The following is a 12,398-nucleotide window of genomic DNA, read 5'->3' on the forward strand; positions in this document are numbered from 1 at the left end:
CACTCAACGCTCGTCGAGTTCCTCGCGCAGCGCGCGGCGGCGCTCGATCCGGCGGCGCGCGTCGTAGTCCCGCATCCGCTGCGGGTAGCCGATCTTCTGCACGTCGTAGACCGGGATGGCGAGCTGTTCGCCGATCCGCCGGGCGCCGGTGGCACCGCCCGAAGGCCGGCGGGTCCACTCGCCGTCAGCGGCGACCAGCACGATCGTCATCGGAGTCACGCTGGTCTTGGGTTCGACGAACGCCTCTACCCCGGTCCGTTGCGCCGCCCACTCGCGCAGATGCCGCTGATCGGCGGCCGCGTCGGATTCGCCCCGGCGAGCAGGCCGGAACCTGTCGAACAGCCCCAACTTGGGTGAACTCCTCTCGTCTGTTCTTTGCATCGATGGTGCCAGAGAAAACACACATCGCCCTGAGTGCGTGCAAGCGGCCCGGCAATGACAGGATGGGTACACGACGCTGTGGTATGCCAGAAATCCGACCCGCACGACTGACCGTTCGAGGGAGTCAACACAATGGCCGTCTCCGTCCAGATGCCGGCACTCGGTGAGAGCGTCACCGAGGGGACCGTCACCCGGTGGCTCAAGCAAGAGGGCGACACCGTCGAGGTCGACGAGCCCCTGCTGGAGGTCTCGACCGACAAGGTCGACACGGAGATCCCCGCACCGGCGTCGGGTGTACTGACCAAGATCGTCGCCCAGGAGGACGACACGGTCGAGGTCGGCGGCGAGCTCGCGGTGATCGGCGAGGCTGGCGAGGCAGCGGAGTCCGCACCTGCCCCGGCCGCCGAGGAAGAGAAGCCCGCCGAGGAGCCGGCAGCCCAGCCGGAGCCGGCCGCCGAAGAGGTCGAACCCGAACCGGAGCCGGAGCCGGAGAAAGCAGCACCGCAGTCGTCGGAATCCTCGACGCCGGTACTCATGCCCGAACTCGGCGAATCGGTCACCGAGGGCACCGTGACCCGGTGGCTGAAGAAGGTCGGCGACGCGGTTGCCGTCGACGAACCTCTGGTAGAGGTGTCCACCGACAAGGTCGACACCGAGATCCCGTCGCCGGTGGCCGGCACCCTGCTGAGCATCACCGCTGAAGAGGACGTGACCGTTCCGGTCGGCGGCGAGCTGGCCAAGGTCGGCGACGCCGGTGCCGCCGCGCCGACCGCCCCGGCACCCAAGCCCGAACCCAAGCCCGAACCCAAGCCGGAGCCGAAGCCCGAGGCCAAGGCCGAGCCCAAGCCGGAACCCACACCCGAACCGAAGCCGGAACCCAAGGCGGCGCCCGCCCCCGCGGCGGAGTCCGGCGGTGCGACCGAAGACGGCAACCCCTACGTCACTCCGCTGGTGCGAAAGCTGGCCGCCGAGAACGGAATCGACCTCGCCGCCGTCAAGGGCACCGGGGTTGGCGGGCGCATCCGCAAGCAGGACGTGCTGGCCGCGGCCGAAGCCAAGAAGGCGCCGCCGGCGCCAGCACCGGCGGCTGCTGCAGCCGCGGCACCGCCCGCGGCCACCCCCGCGGCGGCCGCCCCCTCGCCGCTGGCCCATCTGCGCGGCACGACACAGAAGGCCAACCGGATCCGGCAGATCACCGCCAAGAAGACCCGCGAGTCGCTGCAGACCACCGCGCAGTTGACCCAGACCCACGAGGTCGACATGACCAAGATCGTGGCGCTGCGGGCCAAGGCGAAGAAGAGCTTCGCCGAGCGCGAAGGCGTGAACCTCACGTACCTGCCGTTCATCACCCGCGCGGTGATCGATGCCCTCAAGGCGCATCCGAACATCAACGCCAGCTACAGCGAGGACACCAAGGAGATCACCTACTACGACGCCGAGAACCTCGGCTTCGCGGTCGATACCGAGCAGGGTCTGCTCTCCCCGGTGGTCCACAACGCCGGTGATCTGTCGCTGGCCGGCCTGGCCCGCGCGATCAACGACATCGCCGACCGGGCCCGAAGCGGCAATCTCAAACCTGACGAGCTCTCCGGTGGCACCTTCACGATCACCAACATCGGCAGCCAGGGCGCGCTGTTCGACACTCCGATCCTGGTACCGCCGCAGGCGGCGATGCTGGGCACCGGCGCGATCGTCAAACGCCCGAGGGTCATTGTCGACGAGTTCGGCAACGAGTCGATCGGTGTTCGGTCGATCTGCTATCTGCCGCTGACCTACGACCATCGGCTGATCGACGGAGCCGACGCCGGCCGATTCCTGACCACGGTCAAGCGGCGGCTCGAAGAAGGGGCGTTCGAGGCCGACCTCGGGCTCTGATCAGATGGGCCAGCCAGCAAGCGGGCTCGCCGTCGCGATCGCCGGCTCGTCCGGCCTGATCGGCTCGGCGCTGGTGTCCGCACTCCGCGCCGCAGATCACCGGGTGCTACGCATCGTGCGCCGCGCGCCGGCCACCAGCGACGAACTGCACTGGAATCCCGACAGCGGTGAATTCGACCCGGCCGGGCTCGACGGCGTCGACGCCGTGATCAACCTGTGCGGCGTGAACGTTGGCGAGAAGCGGTGGTCGGGTTCGTTCAAGCAGATCCTGCGTGACAGCCGGATCGCCCCTACTGAGGTGATCTCGGCTGCGGTCGTCGACGCCGGTGTCCCGGTCCTGATCAATGCCAGCGCGGTGGGCTACTACGGCGACACCCGCGGCCGGGTGGTCGACGAAACCGCGCCGCCCGGAACGGGTTTCCTGGCCCGGCTGTGCGTCGACTGGGAGGCGGCGACGCTACCCGCCGAGGACGCCGGCGTGCGGGTGGTGCTGGCCCGCACCGGACTGGTGCTCTCCCCCGGCGGCGGGGTACTGGGCCGACTGCGCCCGCTGTTCGGCCTCGGCCTGGGCGGCCGGCTCGGCGGCGGACGCCAGTACATGCCGTGGATCAGCCTCGAGGACCAGATCCGGGCCTTGTTGTTCGCGATCAACAACGACGACCTGGCCGGGCCGGTCAACTTCACCGGGCCGGCGCCGGTGACCAACTCGGAGTTCACCGCCGCCTTGGGCCGCGCCCTGAATCGGCCCACGCCGTGGCTGGTGCCGGGATTCGCGTTGCGCACACTGCTCGGCGAGTTCGCCGACGAAGGTCTGCTTGGCGGTCAGCGGGCGATCCCCGCCGCACTGGAGCGGGCCGGCTTCGTGTTCCACCACAACACCATCGGTGAGGCATTGGCCTACGCCACCGCGGCCGCCCAAGGGTAGTTTGGTTGGGTGCGGCAGTCCATCCGATCCAGCTCAGCGGCGGTGCAGGTGCGCCAACTCGGCGCCATCGACTACCTGGCCGCCTGGCAGTTGCAGCGCGAGGTGGCCGAGGCCCGGGTGGCCGGCGGACCCGATACCCTGTTGCTGCTGGAACACCCGGCGGTCTACACCGCAGGCAAGCGCACCGAAGCCCACGAACGCCCGCTGGACGGCACCCCGGTGGTCGACACCGATCGGGGCGGCAAGATCACCTGGCATGGGCCCGGGCAGTTGGTCGGTTACCCGGTCATCGGCCTGGGCGAGCCGCTTGATGTGCTGAATTACGTTCGGCGACTTGAAGAGTCACTGATCCGCGTGTGTGACGACTACGGCCTGGACGCCGGCCGCGTCGACGGCCGCTCCGGGGTATGGCTACCGGCTGGCGGTGGCCGCCCGGCCCGCAAGATCGCCGCGATCGGCATCCGGGTAGCCCGCGGGACGACGCTGCACGGCTTTGCGCTGAACTGCGACTGCGACCTCGGCGCCTATTCGGCGATCGTGCCGTGCGGAATCTCCGATGCCGGGGTGACGTCGCTAACGGCAGAACTCGGCCGCCACGTGGGGGTGCAGGACGTCCGGGGCCGCGTCGCCGAGGCGGTGTGTGACGCCCTCGACGGCCGCCTGCCGGTGTCAACTGACGTAGCATCGACCCTGTGAGCGTTGAACCGGCTGGCCGCAAGCTGCTGCGTCTGGAGGTCCGCAACGCCGAGACGCCGATCGAGCGTAAGCCGCCGTGGATCAAGACCCGGGCGCGGATGGGTCCGGAGTACACCGCGCTGAAGAGCCTGGTGCGCCGCGAAGGCCTGCACACGGTGTGCGAGGAGGCGGGTTGTCCCAACATTTACGAATGCTGGGAGGACCGGGAGGCCACGTTCCTCATCGGCGGTGAGCAGTGCACCCGCCGCTGCGACTTCTGCCAGATCGACACCGGCAAACCCGCCGAGTTGGATCGCGACGAGCCGCGCCGGGTCGCCGACAGCGTCGCGGCGATGGGGTTGCGCTACGCGACGGTAACCGGGGTGGCCCGCGACGACCTGCCCGACGGCGGGGCGTGGCTGTACGCCGAAACCGTGCGCGCTATCAAGGCCCTCAACCCCGGCACCGGGGTGGAGTTGCTGATCCCGGACTTCAACGGTGACCCGCAGCAGCTGGCCGAGGTTTTCGGATCGCGACCGGAAGTGTTGGCGCACAACGTCGAAACGGTGCCGCGTATCTTCAAGCGGATCCGCCCGGCGTTTCGCTACCAGCGCAGCCTCGACGTGCTAACCGCCGCCCGACAGGCGGGATTGGTCACCAAGAGCAACCTGATCCTGGGCATGGGCGAGACCATCGACGAGGTGCATACCGCGCTTGCCGATCTGCACGGCGCCGGCTGCGACATCGTCACCATCACCCAGTACCTGCGCCCCTCGGTGCGTCATCACCCCGTCGAGCGCTGGGTCAAACCCGAGGAGTTCGTCGAGCTGGCCGCCTATGCCGAAGGCCTGGGATTCGCCGGGGTGCTCTCCGGTCCGCTGGTCCGTTCCTCCTACCGGGCGGGCCGGTTGTACCAACAGGCCGCCGCCGCTCACAAGCTGACCAGGTGACCGCGGGTCAGCGCTGATTGCGCTTCCGTATTCTTGGTAGTTATGGCGAAATCCCGTTCCACCGCCGAGACAAAGGCGGCCAAGGCCGAGGCGAAGGCCGCCCGCAAGGCCGCGTCCAAGCAGCGACGCAGCCAGCTGTGGCAGGCGTTCCAGATGCAGCGCAAGGAAGACAAGCGGCTGCTGCCCTACATGGTCGGCGCGTTTGTGCTGATCGTGGCCGCTGCCGTGGTCGTCGGCCTGCTGGTCGGTGGATTCACGATGTACATGCTCATCCCGCTGGGTGTCGTGCTCGGTGCGTTGGTGGCGTTCATCATCTTCGGCCGGCGCGCGCAGAAGTCGGTTTACCGCAAGGCGGAGGGCCAGACGGGCGCGGCGGCGTGGGCCCTGGACAACCTGCGGGGCAAGTGGCGGGTGACTCCGGGCGTTGCGGCCACCGGCCACTTCGACGCGGTGCACCGGGTGATCGGCCGCCCGGGTGTGATCTTCGTCGCCGAGGGATCGCCGACCCGGGTCAAGCCGCTGCTGGCGCAGGAGAAGAAGCGCACCGCCCGCCTCGTCGGTGACGTCCCGATCTACGACGTCATCGTCGGTAACGGCGAGGGCGAGGTTCCGCTGTCCAAGCTGGAGCGGCACCTGACCCGGCTGCCGGCCAACATCACGGTCAAACAGATGGACTCGCTGGAGTCGAAGCTGACCGCGCTGGGCACCCGGATGGGCCCGGCCGCCATGCCCAAGGGGCCGTTGCCCGCTCAGGCCAAGATGAAGGGTGTGCAACGCACGGTGCGCCGGCGCTGACCGGTTTCGACGGCCACAGACACACACTTCGGGGGAGATCACATGTGTACAGCGTGCGAATGGGCACCGCACTTCGCCGCCATAGGGACCGCGAGCCTGACTCGGCGGACGGCGCTGCGGGCGGTTGCCGTCACCGCGGTCGCGGCCGCAACGGCCGGTGCGGCCGGTGCGTGCGCCACGAAGCCCGGGACGGCGCCGCAGAAGAGCGCCGATTTCGTTTTCCGCGGCGGGCCGATCTACACCGGCTCCCCCGCCCTGCCGTGGGCACAGGCCGTCGCGGTCACGGGCACCACGATTTCCTACGTCGGTGACGAGGCGGGTGCGACGGCGCTCACGGACTCCCGGACCAAGGTCGTCGACCTGGGCGGCAGGCTGCTGATGCCCGGGTTCGTGGAGGGCCACATCCACCCCTTCCTGGGCGCCTTCCTGACCAGCGGTGTCGACCTGCAGGTGCCCACCGGAGACGACGCCCTAGCGGCGATCGAGGACTACGCGCGGGCCCACCCCGACGGCCCGGTACGTGGATTCGGTTGGCGCGTGGACATGTTCGGCCCCGACGGGCCCACCCGCGTCGATCTGGACCGGATCCTTCCCGATCGGCCCGGGTTCTTCTTCGCGATCGACGGGCACAGCCTGTGGGCCAACAGCAAGGCCCTGGAGATGGCCGGGGTCAGCCGCGACACAGCCGATCCGATCCCCGGGTTCAGCTACTACGCCCGCGACGAGAACGGTGTGCCGACCGGTTACGTGCTCGAGGTCAACGCCGTCCTGAGCCTGGTCAACGCGGTCGAGCCGATATCCGCGGAATCGATGCAGAGGTTGCTCGAGACGTGGCTGCCCAAGGCCTCGGCGGCCGGCATCACCACGGTCTTCGACGCCGGGGTGCCGCCCATCGGCGATGACCAGGGTGCATTGATCGGCCTCTACACCGACCTCGAGAAGCGCAGCGCGCTGCCGTTCCGCGTGGTGGCCTCCTACAGCGTGAAGTCCCCGCCGGTCGACGACGCGGTCGCCAAGCTGACCGACATCCGCAGCCGGATCTCGACCGAACTGGTCAACGTCAACGTGGTGAAGATCGTCGGCGACGGTACCCAGGCCGGATACACCGCGTGGTTCATCGAGCCCTACGCCGACAAGCCCGATTCGGTCGGGGCGTCGCCGTTCAGCGAAGAGCAATGGCATCAGCTGATCGGTGCGGTCGACGCGGCGGGCTTCGACGTTCATGTCCATGCCTGTGGTGACCGCACCGCGCGGACGGCGCTCGATTCGATCGAGCGGGCGATCGCGGCGAACCCCCCGCGTGACCGCCGGCATGCCATCGCCCACCTGGTGTACGTCGAGGATTCCGACAATCGGCGGTTCGGCCAGCTCGGCGTTGTCGCCCAGTTCTCGGCGAACTGGCTCTCGGCCGACCCCGACACCCTGCAGAACATGGCCGCCCGCTATGGCCGGCCCCGCCAGGACCTGTTGTATCGCCCGCAGGATGTCCTCGGATCGGGTGGACGAATCTCGCTGGGCACCGACTGGCCGGCGGCGGGATACTTCTCCACCTACAAGCCGCTCGACTCCATCCAGATCGGGGTGACCCGCCAGCTGATCGGGAATCCAGATGCACCGGTGCTGTCACCGGAGGATCAGCGACTCAGCGTCGCCCAGGCCGTCCATGCCAACACCATGGGCGCGGCTTACCAACTGCGGATGGACGACAAGGTCGGATCGATCGAGGCGGGCAAGCTCGCCGACCTGATCGTGTTGGACGCCAACATCTTTGACGCCAACCCGCATGACATCCACGCGGCGAAGGTGACCATGACGATGATGAACGGGCAGATCCGCCACCAGCTCTAGAACGGTGGCGGTCGATTCCGCTCGGCCACCCGGACATCGTTGAGTTTGCGTTCGCCCGCGATCCGGCGCGCGCGTTCGGCTGCCCGTGTTCGTCGTCGAGTGGGCATCATGGTGCCGATGGCCGCCGGTGGCCTCCCAGACAGCGGCGGCAATGCGGCGGTGGTGGTGTTCCACCGCGGGACGAGCAGGCGGCTGCCGGGCTGAGTCAGGTAGGTCCTACCCGTCGGCGAGGTCCACTCGACGGTGCCATCGGGATGTTGCCGATCACGCCAGCCGTGCCAGAAGGTCTTGAGCAGGTGGTGTTTTCGGCATTCGCATTTCAGGTTCGACGGGTGCGTGGGCCCCCACGGCCACGCGATGGTGTGGTCGATGTCGCAATACTCAGCCGGGACGTCACAGTTGGGGAATCGGCAGGTCAAATCGCGCAGCCGCACGAACTCGTCCAATGCCGTCGAGGGCCGGTACCCGGGCTCGGGGTCCACACCGGGCCGGCGCAGAGTGCGCACCTTCGCACCCGACCGGATCAGTTCTGCCAGCAGCGGGGCGGGCACGATGCCGCCCCGCCCGGTGAGCACCCCACCGGCTCGGTGCGAACCGGCCGGCTCGGCGTCGGCGGTCGGACGCTCACCGGACATGGCCGGATCGGGGACGGCATCGAGCACGTCGGCGTCCGCCAGCACGTGGATCACCACGCCGGCCGCGCGGGCGTCGTCGATGGCGGCGGGGCACTGCGGTGATCCGCAGGCACATGCCAGCCCATCCGAGCCGGCCGCCAATGCTCCCAGCGCGTCGGCGCGGCGTTGGGCGACGGTGCGCGGATCCTCGTCGCACACCCCGCGCGCCATCGCCGTCAGCCGCCGGTCCAGCATGGTGGCGTCGGTGGCGTACAGCCGACCCCAGATCTCGGCGGTCCCGGACTCGGCGCAGCGGGCACCGATGCCGATCTCCCGGTCGCGCGCGCGAGTTCGGTTCTGGCGCAATGCCCCAGGGTCATATCGATCCACCCAGCTGTCGATCGCGCGCTGCATGGCCAGATCCGACATCGGTCCCCATGTCTGGGCGTGCTCGGCGATCGCGGCGTCAATGCGCGCCAATATCTCGGCGTCCTGAATCAGGTCGGTCCGCCAGACGATCGCCGCACAGACTCGAAAACTGAGCAGGCCCTCGCCCAGCAACGCACCCACCCGCGGTAACCGATCCCGCAGGGCCAACGCCAGCTGCATCTGAACCGATGCCCGATGGTGGGTGACCCCCAGGGCCGCCGAAACCTCTGCAGCCGCAGCATCCCAGTCATCGCAGGCCCACCAGGCGTGGTCGTCGTCGCCGCACCGCCGGCGGACCAACTCCGCGATCGCGGCCAGGCGCCGCGCCGCTGCCCGGGCTTCCTGGCGTGCGCCGTCCTCGATCGCGGCCACCACCGCTACATCGTCCGCGGACTCGCCAAGACTCGAACACATGTTCGATTATGCCACCACGGGGTGACAGGTGTTGGTCAGCGCCGCACCACTGCGGTCGCCGTCAGCCGGTCCTGCAAGCCCCGACCGTCGGCGTCGGTGAACAGCGGCGGGATGACGAGGGCAATAAGCAGGCCGCGCACGATGGCGCGACCCGTTCCGACGTGCAAGCGGTTGTCCACCGGAATCACCATCAGCCCCAGCGCGAATTGACCGGGGGTGAACGCGAACAGCCGAACTGACAGCACCCCGAGGACGAACCAGATCACCAGCACCGCAGTCGACAGCGTGGCAGTGGTGACCAGCCCGAACGTGATCCCCAGCGCGGCAAGCCCATAGGCGATCAGCCAGTCGACGAGCAGCGCCGCAAACCGCCGCCCCGTCCGCGCCAGCGACCGTGAGCCGGTCTCAGGCAGCCCCAGCGCTTGGCCGAGATATCTGCTGTCGCCACCGGAATCGACCGGTTCGGGTCCGGACAGCCAGGATCCGATCTCACGCGCCATGGCCCCAGGATATGCGGGCCTGAAGGGACGCCCCCCGCCGCACCGAGACCTAGGATGCGTAACGTTGGCGCAACATGACCTTGACGGGCAGGCAACATCAGCTTCATAGCGTCAGCCGCGGGTTAACAAACCTATGTGCCTAGACATGCGCAAGACAGGCCGCACGAAGGAGTGGTAAGTGGCAGAAAAGACCGCTGACGACATCATCAAGCAGATCAAGGACGAGAACGTCGAGTACGTCGACATTCGCTTCTGCGATCTTCCCGGCGTCGTCCAGCATTTCTCGATTCCGGCGTCCGCATTCGACGAGAGCGTGTTCGAGGACGGGCTCGCGTTCGACGGCTCGTCGGTGCGTGGCTTCCAGTCGATCCACGAGTCCGACATGATGCTGTTGCCGGACCCCGAAACCGCGCGTATCGATCCGTTCCGCGCCGCCAAGACGCTGAACCTGAATTTCTTCGTCCACGATCCCTTCACCCGCGAGGCCTACTCGCGCGACCCGCGCAACGTCGCCCGCAAGGCCGAGAACTACCTGGCCAGCACCGGAATTGCCGACACCGTCTACTTCGGCGCAGAGGCCGAGTTCTACATCTTCGACTCGGTGTCGTTCGACTCCAAGATGAACGGCACGTTCTACGAGGTCGACTCCGAGTCGGGCTGGTGGAACACCGGTGAGCCGTTCGAGGCCGACGGCTCGGCCAACCGCGGCTACAAGGTCCGCCCCAAGGGCGGCTACTTCCCGGTCGCTCCCTACGACCACTACGTCGATCTGCGCGACGAGATGGCCACCAACCTGATCAACGCCGGCTTCACGCTGGAGCGCGGTCACCACGAGGTGGGCACCGCCGGCCAGGCTGAGATCAACTACAAGTTCAACACCCTGCTGCACGCGGCCGACGATGTGTTGCTGTTCAAATACATCATCAAGAACACTGCCTGGGCGAACGGCAAGACCGTCACCTTCATGCCCAAGCCGCTGTTCGGTGACAACGGCTCCGGTATGCACGCCCACCAGTCGCTGTGGAAGGACGGCAAGCCGCTGTTCCACGACGAGTCCGGTTATGCCGGCCTGTCGGATCTGGCCCGCCACTACATCGGCGGCATCCTGCACCACGCGCCGTCGCTGCTGGCGTTCACCAACCCGACGGTGAACTCCTACAAGCGTCTGGTGCCGGGCTACGAGGCCCCGATCAACCTGGTGTACAGCCAGCGCAACCGCTCGGCGTGCGTGCGCATCCCGATCACGGGCAACAACCCGAAGGCCAAGCGCCTCGAGTTCCGCTGCCCCGACAGCTCGGGCAACCCGTACCTGGCGTTCGCGGCGATGCTGATGGCCGGGATCGACGGCATCAAGAAGAAGATCGAGCCGTTGGCCCCGGTCGACAAGGACCTCTACGAGCTGCCCCCGGACGAGGCCGCCAGCATCCCGCAGGCGCCCACCTCGCTGGCCGCGGTGATCGACCGGCTCGAGGAGGATCACGAATACCTCACCGAGGGCGGCGTGTTCACTCCCGACCTGATCGAGACGTACATCGCCTACAAGCGGGAGAACGAGATCCTGCCGATCCAGATCCGGCCTCACCCGTACGAGTTCGCGCTGTACTACGACGTGTAGCGATTCGTCGGCAGTCCTGATCGAGTCCACCCGTTCGGCGGTGAGCAATCACTTCCGGGCGGGTGGACTCGCTGGTATCCGGCCGATGCCGGCGGCAATTACGGCCGCGGCGGCTTGGTGGCCGGCGGGATGGCAGTGGGGGTGGACTTACCCGCCGAAGCCGAAGCCGGAACCGGAGTAACCACCGGGGGCGCCGGCGGCGCGGTCGGCGTCGCGACGACCGTAGACGGGTTCGAGGCGGGAACGTCAGGGGGTGGAGCCGGCTGATAGCGCAGTGTGGCGAATGCAAGGCCGCCGACGACCACGGTCAGCGCGAGCATCACAACGCCGCGGATCGAGACACGTCGCTTCACCCGGCCAAAACTGATCCCCCGCATGGACCAGTACCATAGCGACGGCTATCGGTCGTGACACCGTGGAAGGTTAGTTCCCAGAGAACTCACAGTGAACTCAGGAGGAGCACTATCCGGACTGCAGTCCGAATAGTAGGGTCTGGGCATGGCCCACAACCTCGACACTCGCCTGACTAGCTACTCCCCCGCTGTGCTCAGCCTTTTCCGGGTCGTCTTCGGATTGCTCTACACCTGCCACGGAGTGAACTGGCTCTTCGGGTGGCCGGTTGGACCCGCCGCCGCCATCGGCTCGTGGCCCGGCTTCTATGCCGGGATCATCGAACTCGTCGCCGGGATCCTCATCACACTCGGATTGTTCACCCGTGCAGCAGCTTTCATCGCATCGGGTGAGATGGCTGTCGCCTACTTCACTCAGCACCTGCCCACCGGCTGGATCCCGTTGACCAACAACGGCGAACTCTCGGTGCTGTACTGCTTCGCCTTCTTCCTGCTGGTGTTCACCGGCGGTGGCGCCTACGCATTGGATGCCGCGCGCGCAAGGCGCTGACTGCCACCGCCCGGCTAGTAGGGTCGGTTTCATGGCAGAGAAGCTCGATAACCGACTCAGTTCGTACTCGCCGGCGGTGCTCAGTCTTTTCCGCGCCGTCTTCGGTTTGCTGTTCGCCGGCCACGGGGCAAGCCTGCTGTTCGGTTGGCCCTCCGGCCCGGCCGCCGAGGTTGGGTCGTGGCCGGATTTCTACGGCGGCATCATCGAGTTCGTCAGCGGATTTCTCATCACCATCGGATTGTTCACGCGCGCGGCAGCTTTCATCGCCTCCGGGGCGATGGCTTTCACATACTTCACCATGCACGCCAACGCCGGGTGGATCCCGCTGACCAACAATGGCGAATTGTCGGTGCTGTACTGCTTCGCCTTCTTCCTGCTGGTGTTCACCGGCGGCGGCGCTTACACAGTGGACGCCGCGCGCCGTCGTCGCTAGCACGACACCACGTGCGATCGCGAGTTCGTCGACGTGCGTTCACA

At 67.7% G+C, this 12,398-nt stretch carries 13 protein-coding genes; 9 read left to right on the forward strand and 4 right to left on the reverse strand.

The features are described 5' to 3' along the window. Positions 1-3 precede the first annotated feature (3 nt). A complete protein-coding gene (locus ADBZ9K_RS06520; protein ID WP_526619261.1) occupies positions 4-348 on the reverse strand; it encodes an oxidoreductase in 345 nt (114 codons plus the stop codon). A 165-nt stretch (positions 349-513) separates the two neighbouring features. On the opposite strand from ADBZ9K_RS06520, the gene sucB reads away from it, so the two are divergent. The 6 genes from sucB to ADBZ9K_RS06550 are packed head-to-tail and all read left to right on the forward strand — an operon-like array spanning position 514 to position 7,449. Further along, entirely contained in the window at positions 514-2,256 is a 1,743-nt protein-coding gene (gene sucB, locus ADBZ9K_RS06525; RefSeq protein ID WP_526619262.1) for a 2-oxoglutarate dehydrogenase, E2 component, dihydrolipoamide succinyltransferase, read from the forward strand. 4 nt (positions 2,257-2,260) lie between these two features. Then, entirely contained in the window at positions 2,261-3,181 is a 921-nt protein-coding gene (locus ADBZ9K_RS06530) for a TIGR01777 family oxidoreductase (protein WP_526619263.1), read from the forward strand. 9 nt (positions 3,182-3,190) lie between these two features. Beyond that, entirely contained in the window at positions 3,191-3,877 is a 687-nt protein-coding gene (gene lipB, locus ADBZ9K_RS06535; RefSeq protein ID WP_526619264.1) for a lipoyl(octanoyl) transferase LipB, read from the forward strand. Continuing rightward, positions 3,874-4,806 (forward strand): lipoyl synthase, encoded by a 933-nt coding sequence (gene lipA / locus ADBZ9K_RS06540; RefSeq protein ID WP_526619265.1) that lies wholly within the window; start codon positions 3,874-3,876, stop codon positions 4,804-4,806. Before lipB ends, lipA begins: the two co-directional genes overlap by 4 nt. A gap of 42 nt (positions 4,807-4,848) precedes the next feature. Continuing rightward, entirely contained in the window at positions 4,849-5,601 is a 753-nt protein-coding gene (locus ADBZ9K_RS06545) for a DUF4191 family protein (RefSeq protein WP_526619266.1), read from the forward strand. A 42-nt stretch (positions 5,602-5,643) separates the two neighbouring features. Next, positions 5,644-7,449, forward strand: a complete 1,806-nt coding sequence (locus ADBZ9K_RS06550) for an amidohydrolase (RefSeq protein WP_526619267.1) — start codon at positions 5,644-5,646, stop codon at positions 7,447-7,449. Here ADBZ9K_RS06550 and ADBZ9K_RS06555 read toward each other — a convergent pair. Both ADBZ9K_RS06555 and ADBZ9K_RS06560 read right to left on the reverse strand, forming a co-directional pair. Further along, a complete protein-coding gene (locus ADBZ9K_RS06555; protein ID WP_526619269.1) occupies positions 7,446-8,906 on the reverse strand; it encodes an HNH endonuclease signature motif containing protein in 1,461 nt (486 codons plus the stop codon). The two genes, ADBZ9K_RS06550 and ADBZ9K_RS06555, sit on opposite strands and share 4 nt — an antisense overlap. A 35-nt stretch (positions 8,907-8,941) precedes the next feature. Then, complete coding sequence (locus tag ADBZ9K_RS06560; protein ID WP_526619271.1) at positions 8,942-9,406, reverse strand: RDD family protein; 465 nt, start codon at positions 9,404-9,406, stop codon at positions 8,942-8,944. A gap of 178 nt (positions 9,407-9,584) precedes the next feature. On the opposite strand from ADBZ9K_RS06560, the gene glnA reads away from it, so the two are divergent. Beyond that, a complete protein-coding gene (glnA, locus tag ADBZ9K_RS06565) occupies positions 9,585-11,021 on the forward strand; it encodes a type I glutamate--ammonia ligase (RefSeq protein WP_526619272.1) in 1,437 nt (478 codons plus the stop codon). 98 nt (positions 11,022-11,119) lie between these two features. Here the strand turns inward: glnA and ADBZ9K_RS06570 are convergent, their stop codons facing one another. Continuing rightward, positions 11,120-11,374 (reverse strand): hypothetical protein, encoded by a 255-nt coding sequence (locus tag ADBZ9K_RS06570; protein ID WP_526619273.1) that lies wholly within the window; start codon positions 11,372-11,374, stop codon positions 11,120-11,122. Between the two features lie 145 nt (positions 11,375-11,519). Between ADBZ9K_RS06570 and ADBZ9K_RS06575 the strand changes: the two genes are divergently transcribed. Beyond that, the gene (locus ADBZ9K_RS06575) at positions 11,520-11,921 is read left to right on the forward strand and encodes a DoxX family protein (RefSeq protein WP_526619274.1); all 402 of its coding nucleotides are present in this window, start codon (positions 11,520-11,522) and stop codon (positions 11,919-11,921) included. A 31-nt stretch (positions 11,922-11,952) separates the two neighbouring features. After that, positions 11,953-12,354, forward strand: a complete 402-nt coding sequence (locus ADBZ9K_RS06580) for a DoxX family protein (RefSeq protein WP_526619276.1) — start codon at positions 11,953-11,955, stop codon at positions 12,352-12,354. The last annotated feature ends 44 nt before the right edge of the window (positions 12,355-12,398 follow it).

Source organism: Mycobacterium sp., from assembly GCF_965229265.1.
Taxonomy (GTDB): Bacteria; Actinomycetota; Actinomycetes; order Mycobacteriales; family Mycobacteriaceae; genus Mycobacterium.